Source organism: Vibrio sp. ED004 (genome assembly GCF_023206395.1).
In the GTDB taxonomy this organism is placed as follows: domain Bacteria; phylum Pseudomonadota; class Gammaproteobacteria; order Enterobacterales; family Vibrionaceae; genus Vibrio.
In genome coordinates, this window is sequence record NZ_CP066149.1 from 1,810,292 (window position 1) to 1,833,254 (window position 22,963).

The following is a 22,963-nucleotide window of genomic DNA, read 5'->3' on the forward strand; positions in this document are numbered from 1 at the left end:
ATGCATTGAGCATAGTCAGTGATCGGTTATTTTCCAGATTTACTTATGTGTGTAGGATGCTTTTCCTACACTAACCTGTCATGGTAACGAACTCTTCGCTGCCCGTTGGGTGAATTGCCACAACAGAGTCGAAGTCTGCTTTGGTTGCGCCCATCTTCATTGCAACGCCGAAGCCTTGAATCATTTCATCAACAGTGAAGCCGATGCCGTGTAGGCCGACTACTGTTTCTTCTTCGCCAGCACATACTAGCTTCATCTTACAAGGTTGGCGGTGCTTGGTTACAGCTGTGTACATCGCAGTGAAGCCTGATGTGTAAACCTTGATGTTGTCTTTGCCATACTGCTCTTCAGCTTCTTGAGTCGTTAGACCGATCGTGCCGATAGGTGGGTGGCTGAATACAACAGTAGGTACAAGCTTGTAGTCCATCTTAGCGTTGGTTTGACCGTTGAATAGACGCTCAGAAAGCTGACGACCTGCTTTAACAGCTACAGGAGTTAGTTCGATACCGCCTTCCATGATGTCACCAACACAGTAGATGCCAGGAACGTTAGTCGCTTGGAATTCATCTACCTTGATGTAGCCACGGTCGTTAGTCTCAACGCCAGTTGATGCTAGGTTGATCGCGTCAGTCGCTGGGTGGCGACCGATAGCCCAGATTAAGTGGTCAACGTTTTGAGTGTTGCCGTTCTCTAGGTGCAGAGTCAGCGTGCCGTCTGCTTCTTTCACCACTTCTTTAGGCACTGAGTGCGTGTGAAGTGTTGGACCTTCTGTTTCCATTACTTCTACTAGCGTTTCGATGATCATTGGATCGAAACTACGTAGTGGAGATTCTTTACGGCAGAACAGGTGTGTTTCTGTGCCAAGCGCGCTTAGAACGCCAGCAATTTCAACCGCGATGTAGCCAGCACCGATAACCGCAACGCGTTTTGGTTGCTCCATCAGATCGAAGAAGCCATTCGAGTCGATGCCGTATTCTGCACCTGGGATGTTTGGAATCGTTGGACGACCACCTACCGCGATCAGGATGTGATCTGCAGTGTAGTGTTCGCCGTTAACTTCAACAGTCTTCTCATCAACGAACTTAGCAAAGCCTTTGATTACGTTTACTTTGTTGTTACCTAGTACGCGATCGTAAGATTGGTGGATACGACCAATGTACGCTTGGCGGTTTTCAACCAGTTTGCTCCAGTTGAAGCCTTTTACGTCAACGTCGAAGCCGTAGTCTTCAGAGTATAGGTTGATTGCTTCAGCGACTTGAGCGCCGTGCCACATTACCTTTTTAGGAACACAACCAACGTTTACACAAGTACCACCAAGGTCTTGAGCTTCGATAAGTGCAACTTTTGCACCGTGCATAGCAGCGCGGTTTGCTGATGCGATGCCGCCTGAACCGCCACCGATACAGATGTAATCAAAATGAGTCGCCATTACTTTCTCCATTTATTGAAGGTTGTAGTCACAGTGAGAGCACTGGATACCTACGTCCTATAGATTCTTAAATTGTCTAATTATTATATTGAGGGCAGATCGGTTGAACTCAATCTCCCTGTTTAAAATTTATTCGTCCACATCACAGTCTGTTGAAGATTCTTCAGTCTATGATGTGAATTCGAGATTACTCGGGTACGATCCACTCTACTGTGAAGTGACCGGTTGCCGGTGCAATTGCTTCCTTCAAGAATGGAAGAATCTCGTTCATTTGGCTTTCTAGCTTCCAAGGTGGGTTGATAACAATCATGCCTGATGCTGTCATGCCACGCTCGTTGGTGTCTGGTGATACGCCAAGTTCGATTTGTAAAATCTTGTTGATGCCTAAGCCTTCAAGGCCTTCGATCATATCTTCGATGTCACAACGGTTTACTACCGGGTACCAAATTGCGTAGATACCGGTTGCCCAGCGCTTATGGCTTTGAGCAATCGCAGTCACCACATCGCGGTACTCTCTTGCTAGCTCATAAGGCGGGTCGATAAGTACCAAACCACGACGCTCTTTTGGTGGCAGGCTGCCTTTTAAGCGTTGGAAACCATCTTCTTTGTAGATAGATACCTGACGATCGCGGTGGAACTCTTGCTCAAGCAGCGGGTGATCGGCTGGGTGAAGCTCGGTCAGTACCATGCGGTCTTGGTCGCGCAGGTGGGCACGTGCAACACGTGGTGAACCTGGGTAATAGCGTAGCTTGTCGCCGTTATTTAGTGTTGAGATAGACTCAAGGTAGCTTTGAATGTCTTCAGGAAGATTTTGCTGATCCCAAACGCGAGCGATACCTTGTTTGTATTCACCGGTTTTTTCAGACCATTCATGCGTTAAGTCGTAACGACCTACACCAGAGTGAGTGTCATGATAAACAAAAGGCTTATCCTTCTGTTTCAAAGAATTAAGAATAAGGCTCTGTACGATATGCTTTACTACGTCGGCATGGTTACCTGCGTGGAAGCTGTGGCGATAACTTAACAAATTAAACTCTCGTAACACTCTCGATTTAGAGTGTGGTTAGTGTAGGTGGGGTTAATCAGACCATTATAACCCTCAATGGACCATAAATTCTCGAACAATTCAGGAACAGTCGTTCGCAATATGTGGTTAGTTATTGGTTCTACTATTGAAATTTGCCTTATTGGGCACTATTTAATAACTATTCGCAGGTGATTTTTTTAGGGCGAACCTGAGCCTGATGACTGTAAGACGACCTCATTACAAAAAAGACGAAAGTCTCTAAAGCCAAAGGAATGTTTATATGTCTAATCCGCTATTAACCTTCACGGACTTACCTCCGTTTTCGCAAATCAAACCTGAGCACGTTAAGCCAGCGGTTGAGCAAGTGATTGAAGCGTGTCGCAACAAGATAGAACAAGTACTTGAAGGTAATATTTCACCAAGCTGGGACAACCTAGTTGCTCCGATTGAAGAAGTGGATGATCGTTTAGGACGTATTTGGTCACCAGTAAGCCACATGAACTCTGTTGTGAATAGCGACGAACTGCGTGAAGCGTATGAGAGCTGCCTACCAGTACTGTCTGAGTACGGCACTTGGGTTGGCCAACACAAAGGCTTGTTTGAGGCATACAAAGCGATCAAGGCGAGCGAAGCCTTCTCGGCATTAAACCGAGCTCAACAGAAAACCATTACCGATGCACTGCGTGACTTTGAACTGTCAGGCATTGGCTTGCCAGCAGACGAGCAGCACCGCTACGGCGAGATCAGCAAGCGCCAGTCTGAGCTAGGTTCTCAATTCTCAAATAACGTACTTGATGCAACCATGGGTTGGAGCAAGCAGATTACTGATGTTGCTGAACTGTCAGGCATGCCTGAATCAGCACTGGCAGCTGCTCAAGCGGCAGCGGAGTCTAAAGAGCAAGAAGGTTACCTACTGACTTTAGATATCCCATCATACCTACCTGTGATGACTTACTGTGATAACCAAGAACTACGTAAAGAGTTGTACGAAGCTTACGTAACGCGCGCTTCGGATCGTGGTCCAAATGCCGGTAAGTGGGACAACACTGAGATCATCACAGAGCAGCTTAAACTGCGTCATGAGATCGCTCGCATGCTAGGTTTCAGCACTTACAGCGAAAAATCACTGTCGACTAAAATGGCTGAAACGCCAGATCAGGTTCTTGGCTTCCTAAACGACCTAGCAGTAAAAGCAAAACCACAAGGTGAGCGTGAGGTTGAAGAGTTGCGTCAGTTTGCAGAGAAAGAGTTTGGTGTTTCTGAGCTAAACCTGTGGGACATCGCTTACTACAGCGAAAAACAAAAGCAGAACCTATTCGAGATCTCTGATGAAGAGCTTCGTCCTTACTTCCCTGAATCAAACGTGGTTTCAGGCCTGTTTGAGGTATTAAACCGTGTGTTTGGTATGTCGGTAACAGAGCGTGAAGGCGTCGACACATGGCATGTGTCAGTTCGCTTCTTTGATATCTTTGATGCAACAGGTGCACTGCGCGGTAGCTTCTACCTAGATTTATACGCACGTGAGCACAAACGTGGCGGCGCTTGGATGGATGACTGTCGTGGTCGTCGTATTACTGAATCTGGCGAGCTACAAACACCCGTCGCTTACCTAACGTGTAACTTCAACAAGCCAGTTGGTGATAAGCCAGCACTGTTTACTCATGATGAAGTCGTGACTCTGTTTCACGAGTTTGGCCACGGTATCCACCACATGCTAACGCAAGTAGAAGCGGGTGCAGTTGCGGGTATCAATGGTGTACCTTGGGATGCGGTTGAGCTACCAAGTCAGTTCCTAGAAAACTGGTGTTGGGAAGAAGAAGCGCTGTCGTTTATCTCTGGTCATTTCGAAACGGGTGAAGCATTACCAAAAGAGATGCTAGAGAAGATGCTGGCAGCGAAGAACTTCCAATCTGCGATGTTTATCCTGCGTCAGCTAGAGCTTGGTTTGTTCGACTTTACGCTTCACACAGAATATGACCCAGAAGTGGGTGCTCGCGTACTAGAAACGCTAGCCGACGTAAAATCTAAGGTGTCGGTACTGCCAAGCCTTGATTGGAACCGTTTCTCGCACAGTTTTGGTCATATCTTTGCGGGTGGCTACAGTGCGGGTTACTACAGCTACCTATGGGCAGAAGTGCTTTCAGCCGATGCGTTCTCAGCATTTGAAGAAGAGGGTATCTTCAACACTGAAACCGGTAATCGCTTCCTGAACAACATCCTTGAGATGGGTGGCAGTGAAGAGCCGATGGAGCTGTTCAAACGCTTCCGTGGTCGTGAGCCACAAATCGATGCGATGCTGCGTCATGCGGGTATCAGCGCTTAATATTGAGCTGATCAGAATGTAAAAAGAGCCTCCTTGTGAGGCTCTTTTTGTATCTATTTATCAAACGATTATGGATTCACATTGCGGTTGATAGGGTTCTGCAATGAAATCAGAGTTTCGGTTGATTGCACCTCATCGATCGCTTGCAGCTTATCGATCAATACAAACTGCAGCTCTTCAATCGATTTACACATCAGCTTTACAAAGATATTGTAAGCACCAGTGGTGTAGTACGCCTCAACCACCTCATCTAAGGCGTTCAGCTTGGCGATTGCCGAGTGATAATCTTTGGCAGCATTGAGGTTGATACCAATAAAGCAACACACGTCGTAACCTAGCTTTTTGGTGTTTACCACAACCTCGGTACGCTCAATAATGTCGGCCGATCTCATTTTCTCGATACGGACGTGAATGGTCGCAGGGCTTACGTCAAACTGCTTGGCCATCTCGGCGTAAGGCGTACGAGCATCTTCCATTAAGGTTTTCAGAATGGCACGGTCTAGGTCATCGAGACGAGCGGTGGTTGTGGACATGCTTAACCCTTAGATTTAATGAAATTATATTGGCTAGAGTACATATCATAGCCAAGGGTGATAATATTAGCAGCAACGATGATGTTAGGGTGAATTCAGTGCGATTTTGGGTGTTATTTATTGCGATGTGTTGGAGCGTATTTGCTTCGGCGCAGACAAAAGATGTATTGGTGATCCACTCCTACCATCAAGGTTTTTTCTGGACGGATGATTTTCATAAAGGATTATCAGACGAGCTCGATCGTGATGGGCTGTCTTACCGTGTTGTTTATCTCGATAGTAAACGCACTCAAAACCCAGAATACCTAGAGCGCGTGTATCAGCTTTATCATACCAAGCTACAGCATGAAGAGTTTGCAGCGATTGTTGTTAGTGACAACAACGCGCTTAATCTAATGAAGCGTCTTGCGCCTGATCTCAAGGGCACACCTGTCATCTTTGGTGGCATCAACAATTTCTCCCCTGAAATGATTGAAGGTTTGAACGCGACGGGCATCACTGAAGATATCGACTTAGTGGGCAATATCGAGCTGGTTAAGCGTCTTCAATCGACCGTAAAGAAGATCTACATCGTTACCGATCACTCGGTCACGGGTGAGGCGATTCGTTCTCAAATCGATCTGTTCATCAAAACTCATCCGGATTTTTCTGACCTCGTTGAGCACTATGTGCCGGATTCTTACCAAGAACTAATGGAATTTTCTCAACGTGCAGATCTAGGTAAGAGCTTGCTATTTTGGGCCTATTACCGCGATGCTCAAGGCAGAGTGAGCAGCGATGAAGATTGGCGACAGCTGAACATCAAAACCCAAATGCCACTGTATATGGTGCACGATTTAGGGCTTGGTTTTGGTGCGATTGGTGGTGTGATTCAAAGTGGCGAAACGCAAGGCCGAGACACAGGTCGCGTGCTATTGAATGTGTTGAATCACCCTAATGAGCCATTACCGTTAGTGGTGGCTGGCGCTCCGGAAATCAAACTCGATTATCAACAGATCTCTCGTTGGGATCTGGGTGCTGAAAATGAAGCCTCGGTGACATTCCTCAACAAGCCCAAGTCATTCTTAATGCGCTACCGTGATGAAATTCGCACCATCGGCTTAATGTTCTTGAGCATGTCGTGTGTTATCGCGGTGTTGGTGTATTACCTTAACCGCCTGAAGAAGAGCGAACGTGCCAGTCGTCAAAGCCAACGATTGCTTGAGTCGATATTCGATCAGAGCCTGCAATTTATGGGCATCATTGATAAAGGCGGCGTATTGCTGTCGAGTAACAGCAAGCTGCATGAGCTGCTTTACAATCAAGGCTATAAATTGGGAACGCCGCTTCAACAACATCAACACTGGGAAGATTCCGCTGGTGAGGTGTTGAGAGAGTACTTCGCTGAAAAAGGAGAGCATCCGGCTCTGAGGTTTGAGGCTGAGGTGTGGTGTCGTGACCGTGGTGCGATGGTTTTGGATATTTCACTGAAGCCAATGCCGGGCACGGAAGAAGACGACATTCAGTTCCTCTTTGAAGCGCGCGATGTCACCTCACGTAAGCTTGCAGAAAATAAGCTGTTCCAACGTGAAGCGAACCTAAAACTCTATTACGACAAACAACCCGTGATGATGATTACCCTCGATGGTAATAACCGCATTCAGCAAGTGAACCAGTTTGCCGAAGAATTATTGGGTTACCCACTGGATCAGCTATTAGGCCATCGCCCTAGAGAGTTCTATGTTGACGAGAATGCGATGATTCCTCGTCATATCCTGCTGCAACCACAACACAAGATTCGTGGTGTGTGGCGTCGTGATATTGAGTATCGTCATGCTGACGGCAGCACGATCTGGATTCGAGAAAATATCCGTCCGCTGGTGGAATCGGATCAGCTATTGATTGTGGGTGAAGACATCACCGAAACGCACGAGTTGTCTGAAAAGCTAGAGTATCAAGCACAGTACGATCTGTTGACTGACACCTTTAACCGCAACCACTTTGAACAAGAGCTGCAAAAGGCGCTTAAAGAGGTTGAGAGCCATATGCGCACCCATGCGATGTTGTTCTTAGATCTGGACCAATTGAAAGTTTTGAACGACACCGCAGGACATGAAGCGGGCGATGCCGCGATCTTATTTAGTGCGCAATTATTAGAAGATGTGCTGCCATACAATGCGGTATTGGCGCGTATGGGTGGAGACGAGTTTGCGGTTCTTATCAAAGACTGTACTGAGCGAGACGCCGTGAATGTGTGTCGCAGTATTATTTCGATGATGAGTGAGAATCCATTCTTGTGGGATGACATTCGCCTCAATCTGACTTGTTCTATTGGCATCCGATTGATTGACCATACTGCAGCTTCACCGCAGATGGTGCATGCTCAAGCTGATGCGGCGTGTCATGCGGCCAAAGAAGAAGGCCGTAACCGCTATAACCTTTACCATCAAGATGATGAAGACCTGCGACGTCGTCACCTAGAGATGGAGTGCGTGAACCTAGTGCATGAAGCCTTAGCCAATGATCGCTTAGAGTTGTTTGCACAGCGTATTCTTGGCTTAGACGAAGAAAGCGAGAAAATGCACTTTGAGATCTTGGTGCGAATCAAGAACATCAAAGGGGAATACATCTCTCCGGGGATCTTCATGCCCGCTTCAGAGCGCTACAACATCGCGCATTTGATTGACCGCCAAGTGGTGGGTCAAACGCTTAACTGGTTAGAGCAACGCCCACATCTGATTGGTGAGCTAGGAATGTGCTCAATCAACCTTTCTGGTCACTCGATGGGTAATCGAGAGTTTGTTGAGTTCCTGATAGATAGCTTGAGCAACTCGTCGATACCGTGCGATAAGATTTGTTTGGAGATCACTGAAACGGCTGCGATGAGTAACATGAAGCAGGCAATCAAGTTCTTCACTCGTATTAAAGAGCTAGGCTGTATGATTGCACTGGATGATTTTGGCTCTGGTCTATCGTCGTTTGGTTACTTGAAGAAGCTTCCGGTTGATATCGTGAAGATCGATGGTCTGTTTGTGCGTGATATTGATGTTAACGAGATGGATCATGTGATGGTTCGTTCGATCAATGACTTAGCCAAGCAAATGGGCAAATACACGGTGGCTGAATTTGTTGAAAACACCCAGATAATCGACAAGCTGATTGAGCTCGGTGTGAACTACGCACAAGGCTACATTATTGGCCGACCTAAGCCGCTTGCGGAACTGGTTGAAGAGTTACAAAAAGAGCGAGCGCTAGAGCTCCCAATTAAGTAAACCAAGCGACACGATGAACATTCTTTAGCACTAGCCACTTGCAGCGCTAATGGCTTTCAGAACGAATAGTTTGTTCCGTTAATATGTATTGTTGAGGCAATCAGGTAAACTGGTTGCCTCTTTTGTTTTGAATACTACTGTCTGTTGGAGACGACCTTGCAACTACAACTGATTTGCGAAGATGCTACCCAAATCGATCATTTAAATGACTTAGCGACCCGTTGGAATTTATCTCATGATGAAAACAGCGAGTTTGCTTTGGTGCTGACTGACGAGCGACTTGAGTTACGCAAAGTGGACGAACCAAAACTTGGCGCTATCTTTGTTGATTTAGTTGGCGGCGCGGTTGGTCACAGACGTAAGTTTGGTGGTGGTAAAGGTCAGGCGATCGCCAAGGCGGCAGGTTTAAATAAAGGTGCAACGCCAACCATTCTTGATGGTACCGCTGGCTTAGGTCGCGATGCGTTTGTATTGGCCTCTCTCGGTTGTAAAGTACAAATGGTAGAGCGTCACCCTGTGGTGGCAGCTTTGTTGGACGATGGCTTACAACGCGCCCAGCAAGACCCAGACATCGGTGGTTGGGTAAGCGAACGTATGAAGTTGATTCACGCTTCAAGCCATGATGCGTTAGATAAGCTTAGCAATGACCCTAACTTCGAGCAGCCAGATGTGGTGTATCTCGATCCAATGTATCCGCACCCTGAGAACAAAAAGAAATCAGCTCTGGTCAAAAAAGAGATGCGCGTATTCCAATCTTTGGTCGGTGCAGATTTAGATGCTGATGCTCTATTGGCGCCTGCAATGAAACTGGCATCAAAGCGAGTTGTGGTGAAAAGACCCGATTACGCAGCTTGGCTAGACGAGCAAAAACCGAGTATGGCGATCGAAACCAAAAAGAACCGTTTTGACGTCTATGTGAAAGCATCAATGACTTAAGTAAAGCATCAATAACTTAGCAACACGCTAAGAAAATTTCCCGTCATAAATACGATAAATCACCATTTAACACTTGCGATAGTCGCGTTACGGATGTATATCTAACTAAGAATCATTATTATTCTTAGCTGGAGTTGTAGCATGGCTAAACGCTTTTGTAAGTTAAACCGTCGAGATATTACCGAACACCTAGGCGAGATCCACAGCTTGGTTACAGAACCAAAGTTTGTGTGCCGCTCTTGTGCACGTTCATCGGCGGACGAAGCGAACCTATGCAAACCAACCGCAATTCCACCAATTGGCTGTCAAAACAAACCTGTCGAAGAGAAAGTTGCGTGTGGTCTGTTGGCTGAAACGCTGCCTAAGCCTGAAATAACACTGGCTGAGGTTGTGGATACGCCTGATTCAGCCGTTCAAATGTTTGACCCTAGCGTTACTAGTATTGCTAAGAAACCATCATTGAAAAAAGCCAAGTTGAAAAAAATCATGGCAAACAGTGGTGAGAAAAAAGAGCTTAAGCGAGCGAAGAAAGCTGCGAAGAAGCAAGAGAAGTACAATAAGAAACTGGCGAAGATGATTAAGAAGCAACAAAAGCTGTTTAAGAAGAGTCAGAAGATGGAAAGCAAATTGGAACGCATCAACTTACAACTTGACGACGTTGTTTTCACAGAAAGCCCATCAATAGCCGTGAACCATATTCACTGATTGCAATGATATCATCCAATTAAAAAGAGCGACCTAAGGTCGCTCTTTTGCTTTTTGGGATAACTCAAAATCGATTCAATCAGGCCGATTAAGCGTTGTTAGCAGATCTCGCGACACGCTTTTTCACCCAAGTTTCGTTGACCCACAATGAAAGCAAGATAACCCCGCCACCAATCGACAGTCGAACCAAGTCGACGTCTCTATTCCAGATCAGGATGTTCACCACCAAGCCAGCAGGCACTAGGATGTTGTTCATTACTGCAAGCGCACCTGCATTCACCATGCATGCGCCTTTATTCCACATAAAGTAACCCAAACCTGAAGCGATTAAACCCAGGTAGATGAGGATTCCCCATTGAAGTGTGGTGGTTGGCAGTTTTTCAGGGTTGCCCAAAAGCATGAAAGCAACTGAAGCTACACACAAAGCACCTAAGTAGAAGTAGCCGAATACCGTGTGTTGAGGCAGCTCAGTGGGTTCATTCTCCATCACCACCTTGTAGCCAACCTGACCGATAGCAAAACATAGGTTCGCACCTTGCACGACAAGGAAGCCGACTAAAAAGTTGTCGTTGATGCCTGCGAACTTAATGAATACCGCGCCCAATACTGCAATCGCAGCCGTCACTAAATACCAAGGTGAGAACTGCCCTTTGAGAAAGTCATAAATCAGGGTGACGTAGATTGGGGTAAAGACAGTAAACAGAAGGACTTCCGGTACTGATAGTAGCAAGAAAGATTGATAGTAGAAGCAGTACATCAGGCCAAGCTGGATACCACCAATCGCCATCAATTTTCCGATCAGTTTGCGTGACACACCACGGAATTTAAGGAAAGGAAGGAACACGATACCCGCAAGGGCAACGCGCATTAGTACTGAAAACCAAGAATCAACCTGACCCGCAAGGTAGACGCCGATCAGGCTAAAAGAGAAGGCCCATAGGAGGGTAACACCAGCTAAATAGCTCATAGTAAAACTTCGTTAATAAGATATGAGCTGTATGTTACCTAACCTTAAATCATTAGTCTTCTGAATCTCTTAGAGGCACGACCAGCATATCAACCGGTGAGGCGTTGATCAGTTGGCGTGTTGAAGAGAGCAGCTTGCTCCAGAAATCTTGATGGTGACCGCAAACCACTAAATCCACATTGAACTCATTGATGGTGTCACACAGCTCGTGGCTCAGGTCACCACTGCCTACTAAGGTGTGAGTGATTGGGTATTGAGCGTGTTCGGCAAAGTTTTGCAGCTGAATACGAGAGGCTTCCATCGCGTTGTGTTGGGTTTCTGCCATGTTGATATCAATCAGGCCGGTATAGAGCTCTGCGTAGTTAATGTCGATATGGATAAAAGAGACTTTGGCTTCCAATGGCTTTGCCAATGCTACCGCTTTATCCACAATTAATTTGCTGTCATCTGATAAATCGACTGCGACCAAAATATGTTTGTAACTCATATCGCTACCTCCTTTATTCATTGTCTGATTAAAGATTAGCACTATGCGATGGCTTTTTTTGCTGAAGTGATCTCATATCCACTGTCTTGCGTAGTGATGATTCAAAATTGGTTAACTAATGCTCTGCGAGATATTAATAAAATAGTGATATAGTAGAGAAAATTGAGGAAGTAATTAGGAGTCTTAAATGCTGTCAAAAACTATGGTTGAGCAACTGAATGATCAAATTAACCTAGAATTTTTCTCATCCAATCTATACTTACAAATGAGTGCTTGGTGTGAAGACAAAGGATTTGAAGGTGCAGCCGAGTTTCTGCGTGTTCATGCAGTAGAAGAAATGGAACATATGCAGCGTCTTTTCACTTACGTAAGTGAGACAGGTGCAATGCCGATTCTAGGTGCGATTGAAGCGCCAAAACACGAATTCGAAAGCCTTGGTGCAGTGTTCCGTGAAACTTATGAACATGAGCAGATGATTACTGAAAAGATCAACAAACTGGCTCACGTTGCTTTCAGCACACAAGACTACTCAACCTTTAACTTCCTGCAATGGTACGTTGCAGAGCAACACGAAGAAGAGAAGTTGTTTAAAGGTGTATTGGATAAGCTAGAACTTGTTGGTGAAGACGGTAAAGCACTGTTCTTTATTGATAAAGACCTAGCGCAATTGGCAAAAGATGGTTCATCTTCAATTATGGAAGCTCCTGCCGTTTAGGTAGTACGAGAAAGACACTGATTATCTTTTTCTTTTGAGTTTTCTTATGAAGATGTAGGGAGGAAAGGATGATCAGCGGCGACACTATTCTATTTGCACTAATGGTTGTGACTTGTGTGAACTGGGCGCGTTATTTTACTGCGCTAAGAACACTGATTTATATTATGCGAGAAGCACATCCTCTACTTTATCAACAAGTAGACGGAGGTGGGTTCTTCACAACTCATGGCAATATGACCAAACAAGTCCGCTTGTTTAGTTACATCAAAAGCAAAGAGTATCACCATCACCATGACGAAGTGTTCACTTCCAAGTGTGATCGTGTAAGACAGTTATTCATACTCTCTTCAGCTCTGCTTGGTGTGACGTTATTGTCCTCGTTCATCGTCTAGGTGATCCAGTACGTGTGATATAGAGCGTCGGTTGTTCGTTCGTTAAGCTCAGAAGCGTAATCGCAGCTGTCTGCGATTTGTACAATTGAACATCAATTGCAAAGTTGAAAATTGCCGCTAAAATAGCGAGCAATTAGTAAGGATGTGCTGTTTATGCACATCCTTTTTTATTGATGGCATTTCGAGAACAGGGTGTACTCGTGATGCAAACGTGAAGAAAGCAGAACCACAATGAGTGAAAAATTTGATGTAATCGTGATTGGTGCGGGCGCCGCAGGCTTAATGTGTGCTGCGGAAGCTGGTAAACGCGGCCGACGAGTGCTGGTGGTTGATCATGCGAAAAAGCCAGGCAGAAAAATTTTAATCTCAGGTGGTGGTCGTTGTAATTTCACTAACTATGACGTGTCAGCGAACAACTTCCTTTGTAACAACCCTCACTTCGTGAAGTCTGCTTTATCTCAATACACCAACTGGGATTTTATCTCGATGGTGAGCAAGTACGGCATTGAGTTCGAAGAGCGCGATCACGGCCAACTGTTCTGTGTGAACGACCACACGGCAAAAGACATCGTGAGTATGCTGCTTGATGAGTGTAAGCAAGCGAAAGTTGAACAGCGCTACCGTTGTGATGTTCACTCAATCGAAAAGACCGATTCTGGCTTCAAGATGCACCTAAATACCGACGAAGTTGAGTGTGACTCGCTAGTTGTTGCGACAGGTGGTTTGTCGATGCCTAAGCTAGGCGCAACCCCATTTGGCTACAAGATTGCAGAGCAATTTGGTTTATCAGTCATGCCGACCACAGCGGGTTTAGTGCCGTTCACGCTGCATAAAGAAGACAAAGAAGATTTCGCTGAGCTTTCTGGTATCGCGATTCCTGCAGAGATCACCGCGCAAGATGGTACCTTGTTCAAAGAAGCACTGCTGTTTACACACCGTGGCCTATCTGGTCCTTCAGTACTGCAAATCTCTTCGTTTTGGAAAGCGGGTCAGTCGGTTTCAATCAACCTAGTACCAGAGGTTGATGTGGCCGAGTTGTTGGCGAATTCTCGCGAGAAACACCCAAACCAGAGCTTGAAGAACACCTTGGCAAAAGCACTACCAAAGCGCTTTGTAGAGGTATTGATTGATCGTAAAGAGCTGGAAGACAAACCGCTTAAGCAGTTCAACGAAAAGCAGTTGAATGACATTGTCGAGCATCTAGAGAACTGGAAAATCGCACCTAATGGTACTGAAGGCTATCGAACTGCAGAAGTGACTTTAGGCGGCGTCGATACTAACCACCTATCTTCAAAAACCATGGAGTGTAAGAGCGTTTCTGGCCTTTACTTCATTGGCGAAGTGATGGACGTGACGGGCTGGTTGGGTGGCTACAACTTCCAATGGTGCTGGAGTTCTGGCTTTGCAGCAGGTCAGTGGGTGTAAGCGTTTCGCTTATCCATTAGTTCAGATTACATAAAAATGGCGAGTCATATGACTCGCCATTTTTGTATCTAATTCAGAGTCAAAAGTAATTAAGTTGATGGTTTTCGCAGTCAATCGACGCTTTTAGTTCTCATTAGCAACGGTCTTGTTTTTTGAGAACTTGATCTGTTGAATCACCAAACCAGCAATGATCAGTACCAAACCAAACAGTGTCGCGGGGTGGATTTCTTCGCCGATAATGGTTGAAAGTAGCATCAACGAGATAAATGGTGATGCGAAAATCAGGTTGCTGATACGGGCTGTGTTGTTGGTTAGCTTGAGTGCTGATAACCACAAGACAAAGGTAATACCCATCTCAAATAGGCCAACGTAAGTCACCGCCATCCAACCTTTTGCCGTGATTTTGCTAAAGCTTTCGCCCTCGTAAATGGTTAAACCAATCGCGAATGGCAACGCCACTAAGAATCCAAGCAGTACACCTACCACAGGGTCAGCCTTGTTTTTGGTGTTGAGAATCCAGTAGCCCGCCCAAAGTAGAGTTGAAAGTAGAGCTAATGCCACACCAAGTGGGCTATCGAACTGCATGCCTAACACGTCGCCTTTAGTGGCGATGACCACGACACCTGCGTAGCTGAAGGTACACGCAATCCAATCTTGTTTACGAATCTTTTGTCCCAGAAAAACCGCTGCCATTAAAGTTAGGGTGATAGCCCAGCTGTAGTTAATCGCTTGAGCTTGAGAAGCGGGCAGTAGGTCGTATGCTTTGAAGAGAATCAGGTAGTAAGCCAATGGGTTAACCAAACCGAGCAGCAGGTAATACCAAGGGTTTGAAAGAAACGTAGTACTTAGCTGAGAAAGCTTACCTTGAAAGGCGCAAACGGCGATCAGCGCAATCGACGACACAATACTGGCAATAGTCAGCATTTGAATCGGTGAAAACTCAGCAAGGGTCAGCTTAAAAGCAGTAGCGACCGTTGACCACAGTAGTACTGCGGAAAGACCAAAGCCCAAGGCACGACGTTCGTTCATAGCAACTCATTCTAATTTGATGGGACAGAATACGGAGCGCTTAGTCTATCTGTCGAATTTTAATACGGCAAACTGGACATTTATCCAGTATCAAAATACCATTTAATGAGTTATTTCCAATTAGGCTAAATCATTATCATGCAATGGATTATCGAACATCAGGCAACGCTTATTGCTGCAATTTCTGGCGCGCTCGTCAGTGGCGGTGTCGTGGGTTGGTGGGTTAAACAGAAGCTCTCTTTTCAGCAGCGATTGCTCGAGCAGCAACTAGAGTCCGATCGTTTGTTGCATGAATCTCAGCAGTCTCAGCTCAAATCATCACTCGCAGAGGCGCAACAAGAACTTGATGAGTTGGATGACGACCGAGACAAGGCCGCATTCGAACTTAAGCAAGCGCACGGCAAGGTGATGGCTGCGATGGAGAAGCTTCGCTACTTTGAAGCGGTGAAGCAAGAGCGTCAGCAGTATGCCGATGAGATCAATGTGCTGAAAGACCATAAATCTGAATTGGAAGCCGAACTTCGCGAGCAAGAAGCAAGGCACGATCAGGAAAACCTCGCCAACAGTGAAAAGCTGCAACTGTTAGAGCAAGCGGAATCACGCTTGAAGCAACAGTTCGAGCATCTTGCTAATCAGCTGTTTGAAACCAAAACCGCTAAGGTTGACCAACAGAACAAGCAGAGCCTAGAAGGCTTGTTGTCGCCGTTGAGAGAACAATTAGAAGGGTTTAAGAAGCAGGTTAATGACAGCTTTAGCCAAGAAGCCAAAGAGCGCCACACCTTAGTGCATGAGCTGAAAAACCTGCAGCGTCTTAACGAAAGCATGACGCGTGAAGCGGTTAACCTGACTCAGGCGCTTAAGGGTGATAACAAGCAGCAAGGTAACTGGGGTGAGGTGGTGCTAGCGCGTGTGCTTGCTGAATCAGGCTTGCGAGAAGGGCATGAGTACCAAACCCAAGTGAACCTACAAAATGATGCGGGCAAGCGTTATCAACCCGATGTAATAGTCCACCTGCCACAAGATAAGCAAGTGGTGGTGGATTCGAAGATGGCGTTGGTGGCGTTTGAACGTTATTTCAATGCTGAAACCGATCAACAGCGTGATGCTGCACTGCGTGATCACTTGGTGTCATTGCGAGCACACATCAAAGGGCTGAGCCAGAAGGATTATCATCAACTTAAAGGCATCCAAAGCTTGGATTATGTGTTGATGTTTATTCCGGTCGAGCCTGCATTCCAAGTCGCTATTCAAGCCGACCCTAGCTTGGTGAAAGACGCGATGGAGCAAAATATCATCTTGGTCAGCCCTACGACCTTGCTGGTGGCACTGCGTACCATTGATAACCTGTGGCGTAATGAAAGGCAGAACCAGAACGCTCAAGTCATCGCAGAGCGTGCAAGTAAGCTTTACGACAAACTGCGTTTGTTTGTCGATGATATGGAAGGTCTTGGTAGTTCGTTAGATAGAGCCAACCAAAGCTATCAAGGTGCCATGAATAAGCTAGTAACAGGCCGTGGCAACGTGATTCGTCAGGCCGAAAGCTTCAAGCAACTCGGGGTTGAGGTGAAGAAACCTATCTCGATTGGTTTGGCCGAAATGGCGCAAAATGAGGCTTTTTCAGAAAATGCCTCCTTAGTAGAAAGACAACCCGCTGAGGATAAAGTAAACTAATCGGCCGCAGCGCCTCTAAACACGGAGCGTGCTGTCGATGAGAACTTACCATGGTAGATAACAGCATTATGGACACAAGCGTGCAGACAAATTCAGCAGTAGAGTCAGAAACCACACACTTTGGTTTCGAAACAGTCGCGAAAGACGAAAAAGTCGCGAAAGTAGCAGAGGTATTTCACTCTGTAGCCGCTAAATACGACATCATGAATGACTTAATGTCGGGTGGTGTTCACCGCTTGTGGAAGCGATTCACGATTGATTGCAGTGGCGTTCGCCCTGGTCAGCGTATCCTAGATCTTGGTGGTGGTACTGGCGACCTTACTGCGAAATTCTCGCGTATCGTTGGTGAAAAAGGCCACGTGGTTCTTGCTGATATCAACAATTCAATGCTGAATGTTGGCCGTGATAAGCTGCGTGATAGCGGCATTGTTGGCAACGTACACTACGTACAAGCGAACGCTGAAGAACTGCCTTTCCCAGACAACTACTTCGATTGCATTACCATCAGCTTCTGTCTGCGTAACGTAACCGATAAAGACCAAGCGCTGCGTTCTATGTACCGCGTGCTTAAGCCGGGTGGCCGTCTGTTGGTTCTTGAGTTTTCTAAGCCAGTGCTTGAGCCACTATCAAAGGTTTACGATGCATACTCTTTCCACCTGTTGCCAAAAATGGGTGAGCTGATTGCTAACGATGCAGACAGCTACCGTTACCTTGCAGAATCTATTCGTATGCACCCAAATCAAGAGACTTTGGAAGGCATGATGCAAGAAGCGGGCTTTGAAAATACAAAATACTTCAACCTAACGGGCGGCATTGTTGCGCTGCACCGCGGTTACAAGTTCTAGTCGATCTTGGTAGCAGGCTCGCTGAGCGTGCTAAACAATAAGAATAAAGATAGAACGGATAGGTTAAGGCTTATCCGTTTTCAAAGGTAAGGACAGTCATGCCATTTGATCCATTGGTAACCGCGGTTATTGAAACCTCTTTAAATACTTTCGTGAACGATGATCCAGCTTTGGTTCGTCGTTTGTCTCGTTTAAAGGGGCAGATCATTCAAGTCAATTTGAAAGAGTTGAATAAAACACTCACTTTCGTTTTCAGCCAACAGATTGATGTGTTGTCAGAATACGAAGGGCAGCCTGACTGCTACCTATCTTTGAACCTGTCGGTGTTACCTGAACTGCGTGAGCAATCGAACATCACCAAGCTGATCAAGCAAGATAAGCTGATCTTAGAAGGTGATATTCAACTGGCTCAGAAATTTGCTCAACTGATGACAGACTGCAAGCCAGACTTGGAAGAGTGGTTGTCTCGTGTGACGGGTGATGTGGTTGCGCATACCTTGGTACAAGGCGTTAAGAATGTTGGCGGTCTTGTGGCTAAGCAAGCAACTAAGCATCAAAACCACCTTGCTCAGGTATTAACTGAAGAGTGGAAGATTGCGCCAGCACCATTAGAAGTGGCGCATTTTTGCGATCAGGTTGATGACGTAAAAAGCTCAGCAGCACGCCTTGAAGCTAAGTTGAACGCTCTGTTGGAGAAAGCATGACCCCAACAGAACTGAAACGTCTTTATCATATTATCAAGGTACAGTTGGAATATGGCCTTGATGAATTGATGCCAGAGCACCAATTGACCAAAGCCCCTTTATTGGCGCGAAAGTCTCTGTTTTGGCTTAAAAATAAGCATCAAGATAAAGAGTTGGGTCATCGCTTACGTCTCGCGCTGCAAGAACTTGGCCCTGTGTGGATCAAGTTTGGGCAGATGATGTCGACACGTCGCGATCTGTTCCCTCCTCATATCGCGGATCAGCTGGCGCTGTTGCAAGACCAAGTTGCACCATTTGATGGTGAACTGGCTAAGCAAGATATGGAAAAGGCGCTCGGTGGCAGCTTAGATAACTGGTTTACCGACTTTGATATCGAGCCTCTGGCTTCTGCTTCTATCGCTCAGGTGCATACTGCGAAACTCAAAGAGAGTGGCCGTGAGATTGTTCTCAAGGTAATTCGCCCTGATATTCGCCCGGTGATTGATGCAGATCTAAAACTGATGCACCGAATGGCGCGTATAGTCGCTAAGTCGCTTCCTGAAGCACGTCGTTTGAAACCTGTTGAAGTCGTTCACGAGTACGAGAAAACCTTACTGGATGAACTAGACCTGCGCCGTGAGGCGGCCAATGCGATTCAACTGCGACGTAATTTTGAAGGCAGTGAAGAGCTGTATGTTCCAGAGGTTATCCCTGATTTAAGCAGTGAAACCTTGATGGTGTCTGAACGAATCTATGGTATTCAGGTTTCAGATATTGAAACGCTAAACGCCAACGGTACTAACATGAAATTGCTGGCCGAACGTGGTGTGACGGTATTCTTCACCCAAGTGTTCCGTGATAGCTTTTTCCATGCAGACATGCACCCTGGCAACGTATTCGTTAACCCAGAAAACCCAGATAACCCGCAGTGGATAGGTTTGGATTGTGGCATTGTCGGCACGCTCAACAGCGAAGATAAGCGTTATTTAGCAGAGAACCTGCTGGCTTTCTTCAACCGAGATTACCGTAAAGTCGCCGAGCTGCACGTTGATTCGGGATGGGTGCCACACGACACCAACGTCAACGACTTTGAGTTCGCGATTCGCATGGTGTGTGAACCCATTTTTGCAAAACCACTTGGCGAGATCTCATTTGGCCATGTGTTGCTAAACTTATTTAATACAGCAAGACGTTTCAACATGGAGGTTCAACCTCAGTTGGTGCTTCTACAGAAGACCTTGTTGTATGTGGAAGGCCTAGGTCGCCAGTTGTATCCACAGCTTGATTTGTGGGCAACGGCTAAGCCTTTCCTTGAAACCTGGATGATGAATCAGGTGGGGCCGCAAGCTGTGATCAACGCAGTAAAAGAGCGCGCACCATTCTGGGCAGAAAAACTGCCAGAGCTGCCAGAGCTACTTTATGACAGCTTGCGCCAAGGTAAAGCGATGAACCATAGAATGGATCAGCTTTATCAAGGCTATAGAGATAGTAAGCGCCAACAAGCAACTGGAAAGTTTTTGTTTGGTGTTGGAGCCACTTTAGTCGTATGCTCCGCAATATTAGTTTCAAGCCCTTATGAGCAGCTATCTATGGGCTGTGGCATCGCAGGTGTCACATTTTGGTTGCTTAGTTGGCGAGCTTACCGTCGTTAGACAGTAGACTCTCTTAATATTTTTTATGTGTAGACAGACCCGAGGACAATGACAATGGGTGGTATCAGTATTTGGCAACTTCTAATCATTGCTGTAATTGTAATTTTGCTATTCGGAACAAAGAAACTGCGCGGCATGGGTGGTGACTTAGGTTCAGCGGTTAAAGGCTTCAAAAAAGCGATGAGCGATGAAGACAAGCCTGCAGATAAGAAAGATGCAGACTTCGAACCAAAGAATATTGAACAGCAGAAGACAGAAGCGACTGCTGAAACAAAGAAAGACAAAGAGCAGGCGTAAATCGTGTTTGATATCGGTTTTTGGGAACTGGTATTAATATCTGTCGTTGGGTTAGTGGTTCTAGGCCCTGAGCGTTTGCCTGTTGCGATTCGCAGCGTATCCAAGTTTGTGGGTGCAGCGAAAAGTATGGCAAACAGTGTGAAAGATGAACTTTCTCACGAGCTTAAGGTGCAAGAGCTACAAGAAAACCTACGTAAGGCGGAACAAATGGGTATGGAAGATTTATCTCCAGACCTTAAAGCGTCAGTCGATGAACTTAAGCAGGCCGCTGCTGAGGTTCAACGCCCGTATGCTAAGCCTGAGTCTGATAAGCCAAGTGAGACTAAACCTAGTGTCACGGAAACTGCTGAGCCTGAAACCAATCAGACTAGCAGCGAAGCTTCAGCACCGTCAGATAAGAAAGCCGAATAGTCTCGCAAGGAGGAGTCGTCTGATACCTAAGTAGCTAGATATTTAAATAGACAACTATTTAAATAGATAACTATTCAAGTGGATACCAATTCAATTGGATAGATAGGTGCGCGGCTCCTTTTCGATCTTCCTGTTTAAGAGGTTTGACATGTCTTCGACTGAGCAGACACAGCCTTTAATTAGCCACCTTCTGGAACTACGTAATCGCCTATTGCGCGCGATTGTCGCGGTTCTGGTTGTGTTTATCGGGCTAATTTATTTTGCTAATGATATTTATGAATTCGTATCAGCACCTTTAGTAGATCGTCTACCTGAAGGGGCGACGATGATCGCAACGGATGTTGCATCGCCATTTTTCACACCACTGAAATTAACCTTAATCGCGTCTATTTTTGTCGCGGTGCCGTTTATTTTGTATCAGGTGTGGGCGTTTGTTGCTCCGGGTTTATACAAGCATGAGAAGCGCTTGATCATGCCGCTTTTGGCATCAAGTTCTTTGCTGTTTTACTGTGGTGTAGCGTTTGCTTACTTCGTGGTATTCCCGCTGGTATTTAGCTTCTTCACAGCTATCTCTTTGGGGCAGGTAGAGTTCGCAACAGACATATCGAGCTATCTCGATTTTGTACTCGCGCTGTTCTTTGCGTTTGGTATTGCTTTTGAAGTGCCTGTCGCGATTATCTTGTTGTGTTGGACTGGAGCGACAACGCCGAAGGCTTTATCTGAAAAGCGTCCTTACATTGTCGTGGGTGCTTTCATCATCGGTATGATGCTGACACCACCAGATATGATCTCACAAACACTGTTGGCGATTCCAATGTGTATTCTGTTTGAGATTGGTCTGTTCTTTGCGCGCTTCTATGTGCGTAAGCCAGATGCTGACGAAGAAGAAGCCGAGTCTTGATTCGCAAGATTCTTTGAGCGCACGTTCGAGCGTGTTTTAAAGCAAAAATCACATAATAAAAAAGCGGCCTTAGGCCGCTTTTTTATTATGTCCGTTTATCGAATCTTTAACTGATAGCCACAGTTCTGACATATATAGAGCTCTTTAATGCCCAAAATTTTATGCCATAGGGTTCGATGCTGACGTTGTAAGTGTTGTGAATGGTCACACATAATCAACTACCTCCATATGCAGGTAGTTGATACTATACACATCACTTTGTTTTAACAAATAAATCGGCTATAAATTCATAAAATTATCTTATTAATAGATTTATCATAAATTAAACAATGACTTAGCATTTGTCGTGGTTATGTTTTCGACTTCTTCAAGGGTAATTCCACGCAGTTCGGCGATGCGCTTTGCGACCAATTCTGTGTAAGCAGGCTCATTGCGTTTGCCGCGATTTGGCGTCGGTGCCAAGTAGGGACAATCTGTTTCTAGGATGACGTAGTTCATATCCAGATGTGGGATCACTTTATCCATCCCTGAATTCTTAAAGGTCGAAACACCACCTAATCCAAGATGAAAGCCGAGCGCGTTGATCGCTTGAGCTTCTTCTAAGCTGCTGCCAAAACAGTGGAATACGCCACGTAAGCTGCCATCTTGCTCTTGTTTCAGTAGCTCAAGTGTCTCTTCAATGGAGTCGCGCGTGTGGATCACCACGGGTAGATCGAGCTCTTTTGCCCACTGTAACTGAGTCACAAACGCCATCTCTTGTTCAGCCTTGAAGGTTTTATCCCAGTACAAGTCGATACCAATCTCACCCACGGCGATAAAGTCATGCTTATCAAACCAAGCTCGAATGGTTTTGAGGGTTTGTTCGATATTCGCATCCACATAACAAGGGTGTAAGCCCATCATTGAACGGCACACATCAGGAAACTGAGCTTCCGTCGCTAACATTGGTTCGATAGATTCTAAATCGATGTTCGGCAATAGAATGGTATCAATCCCTTGATCCAGTGCACGTTGCACAACTTGTTCGCGGTCTTCATCGAATTCGCTCGCGTAAATATGAGCATGGGTGTCGATCATTGTTTTGTCCTGAAAGCGGTCTTTACGGAGTTGTCATGAGTATACGGCAGTGTGAGGAGAAGGTCATTTTTTGCCATTTATCCCTGTTTTTGAGTGGGTTTCATATTTTACTGCTAGCGTCCTGAGCCATCAGTGATATGCTTTTGCCTGTATTTAGCACTTTTCATATCTAAGTATTTCGGTGCTTAGACTAGGCAAGGAGAATCT

21 protein-coding genes are annotated in these 22,963 nt (G+C 45.9%); 14 read left to right on the plus strand and 7 right to left on the minus strand.

Annotation, left to right across the window (positions count from 1 at the left end):
- Positions 1-70: 70 nt before the first annotated feature.
- Together gorA and ITG10_RS08200 are read right to left on the minus strand one after the other, a co-directional pair.
- Positions 71-1,429 (minus strand): glutathione-disulfide reductase, encoded by a 1,359-nt coding sequence (gorA, locus tag ITG10_RS08195; RefSeq protein ID WP_248386806.1) that lies wholly within the window; start codon positions 1,427-1,429, stop codon positions 71-73.
- A 187-nt stretch (positions 1,430-1,616) separates the two neighbouring features.
- A complete protein-coding gene (locus ITG10_RS08200) occupies positions 1,617-2,456 on the minus strand; it encodes a 23S rRNA (adenine(2030)-N(6))-methyltransferase RlmJ (protein ID WP_017631988.1) in 840 nt (279 codons plus the stop codon).
- Positions 2,457-2,736: 280 nt separating this feature from the next.
- Between ITG10_RS08200 and prlC the strand changes: the two genes are divergently transcribed.
- Entirely contained in the window at positions 2,737-4,779 is a 2,043-nt protein-coding gene (gene prlC, locus ITG10_RS08205) for an oligopeptidase A (RefSeq protein ID WP_017631987.1), read from the plus strand.
- A gap of 68 nt (positions 4,780-4,847) precedes the next feature.
- On the opposite strand, the gene asnC is transcribed toward prlC, so the two are convergent.
- The gene (gene asnC / locus ITG10_RS08210) at positions 4,848-5,312 is read right to left on the minus strand and encodes a transcriptional regulator AsnC (RefSeq protein WP_008218581.1); all 465 of its coding nucleotides are present in this window, start codon (positions 5,310-5,312) and stop codon (positions 4,848-4,850) included.
- Between the two features lie 125 nt (positions 5,313-5,437).
- Between asnC and ITG10_RS08215 the strand changes: the two genes are divergently transcribed.
- The 3 genes from ITG10_RS08215 (at position 5,438) to ITG10_RS08225 (ending at position 10,204) form a co-directional block, all read left to right on the plus strand.
- Positions 5,438-8,563, plus strand: coding sequence for an EAL domain-containing protein (locus ITG10_RS08215; RefSeq protein WP_248386823.1), 3,126 nt, complete (start codon positions 5,438-5,440; stop codon positions 8,561-8,563).
- Positions 8,564-8,719: 156 nt separating this feature from the next.
- Positions 8,720-9,499, plus strand: a complete 780-nt coding sequence (locus ITG10_RS08220; RefSeq protein ID WP_017631985.1) for a class I SAM-dependent methyltransferase — start codon at positions 8,720-8,722, stop codon at positions 9,497-9,499.
- A 141-nt stretch (positions 9,500-9,640) separates the two neighbouring features.
- Entirely contained in the window at positions 9,641-10,204 is a 564-nt protein-coding gene (locus ITG10_RS08225) for a hypothetical protein (protein WP_017631984.1), read from the plus strand.
- Between the two features lie 88 nt (positions 10,205-10,292).
- Here the strand turns inward: ITG10_RS08225 and ITG10_RS08230 are convergent, their stop codons facing one another.
- Both ITG10_RS08230 and uspA read right to left on the minus strand, forming a co-directional pair.
- Complete coding sequence (locus tag ITG10_RS08230; protein ID WP_017631983.1) at positions 10,293-11,171, minus strand: carboxylate/amino acid/amine transporter; 879 nt, start codon at positions 11,169-11,171, stop codon at positions 10,293-10,295.
- Between the two features lie 52 nt (positions 11,172-11,223).
- Positions 11,224-11,658: a universal stress protein UspA gene (gene uspA / locus ITG10_RS08235; protein WP_017631982.1), complete on the minus strand. Its 435-nt coding sequence runs from the start codon at positions 11,656-11,658 to the stop codon at positions 11,224-11,226.
- A 187-nt stretch (positions 11,659-11,845) separates the two neighbouring features.
- On the opposite strand from uspA, the gene ftnA reads away from it, so the two are divergent.
- The 3 genes from ftnA to ITG10_RS08250 all read left to right on the plus strand — a co-directional run bounded on the left by ftnA (position 11,846) and on the right by ITG10_RS08250 (position 14,190).
- Positions 11,846-12,373 carry a non-heme ferritin gene (gene ftnA, locus ITG10_RS08240; RefSeq protein ID WP_017066029.1) on the plus strand — a complete coding sequence of 176 codons (528 nt, stop codon included), beginning with the start codon at positions 11,846-11,848 and terminating at the stop codon, positions 12,371-12,373.
- Between the two features lie 68 nt (positions 12,374-12,441).
- Positions 12,442-12,765: a universal stress protein UspB gene (gene uspB / locus ITG10_RS08245; RefSeq protein ID WP_009848060.1), complete on the plus strand. Its 324-nt coding sequence runs from the start codon at positions 12,442-12,444 to the stop codon at positions 12,763-12,765.
- Between the two features lie 231 nt (positions 12,766-12,996).
- Positions 12,997-14,190, plus strand: coding sequence for an NAD(P)/FAD-dependent oxidoreductase (locus ITG10_RS08250; protein WP_239847927.1), 1,194 nt, complete (start codon positions 12,997-12,999; stop codon positions 14,188-14,190).
- 123 nt (positions 14,191-14,313) lie between these two features.
- Here ITG10_RS08250 and ITG10_RS08255 read toward each other — a convergent pair whose 3' ends face one another.
- Positions 14,314-15,219, minus strand: a complete 906-nt coding sequence (locus ITG10_RS08255; RefSeq protein WP_017631981.1) for a DMT family transporter — start codon at positions 15,217-15,219, stop codon at positions 14,314-14,316.
- A 138-nt stretch (positions 15,220-15,357) separates the two neighbouring features.
- On the opposite strand from ITG10_RS08255, the gene rmuC reads away from it, so the two are divergent.
- The 7 genes from rmuC (at position 15,358) to tatC (ending at position 21,679) form a co-directional block, all read left to right on the plus strand.
- Positions 15,358-16,890, plus strand: a complete 1,533-nt coding sequence (gene rmuC, locus ITG10_RS08260; RefSeq protein WP_017631980.1) for a DNA recombination protein RmuC — start codon at positions 15,358-15,360, stop codon at positions 16,888-16,890.
- Between the two features lie 65 nt (positions 16,891-16,955).
- Positions 16,956-17,735, plus strand: a complete 780-nt coding sequence (gene ubiE / locus ITG10_RS08265) for a bifunctional demethylmenaquinone methyltransferase/2-methoxy-6-polyprenyl-1,4-benzoquinol methylase UbiE (RefSeq protein WP_026012235.1) — start codon at positions 16,956-16,958, stop codon at positions 17,733-17,735.
- Between the two features lie 98 nt (positions 17,736-17,833).
- Complete coding sequence (locus ITG10_RS08270) at positions 17,834-18,439, plus strand: SCP2 domain-containing protein (RefSeq protein WP_017631979.1); 606 nt, start codon at positions 17,834-17,836, stop codon at positions 18,437-18,439.
- Complete coding sequence (ubiB, locus tag ITG10_RS08275) at positions 18,436-20,070, plus strand: ubiquinone biosynthesis regulatory protein kinase UbiB (protein WP_017631978.1); 1,635 nt, start codon at positions 18,436-18,438, stop codon at positions 20,068-20,070. Before ITG10_RS08270 ends, ubiB begins: the two co-directional genes overlap by 4 nt.
- A 54-nt stretch (positions 20,071-20,124) precedes the next feature.
- Positions 20,125-20,367 (plus strand): Sec-independent protein translocase subunit TatA, encoded by a 243-nt coding sequence (tatA, locus tag ITG10_RS08280; protein WP_017631977.1) that lies wholly within the window; start codon positions 20,125-20,127, stop codon positions 20,365-20,367.
- Positions 20,368-20,370: 3 nt separating this feature from the next.
- Entirely contained in the window at positions 20,371-20,778 is a 408-nt protein-coding gene (tatB, locus tag ITG10_RS08285; RefSeq protein ID WP_017631976.1) for a Sec-independent protein translocase protein TatB, read from the plus strand.
- A gap of 148 nt (positions 20,779-20,926) precedes the next feature.
- Complete coding sequence (tatC, locus tag ITG10_RS08290) at positions 20,927-21,679, plus strand: twin-arginine translocase subunit TatC (RefSeq protein WP_017631975.1); 753 nt, start codon at positions 20,927-20,929, stop codon at positions 21,677-21,679.
- Between the two features lie 315 nt (positions 21,680-21,994).
- Here tatC and ITG10_RS08295 read toward each other — a convergent pair whose 3' ends face one another.
- A complete protein-coding gene (locus tag ITG10_RS08295) occupies positions 21,995-22,756 on the minus strand; it encodes a TatD family hydrolase (protein ID WP_017631974.1) in 762 nt (253 codons plus the stop codon).
- Positions 22,757-22,963 lie beyond the last annotated feature (207 nt).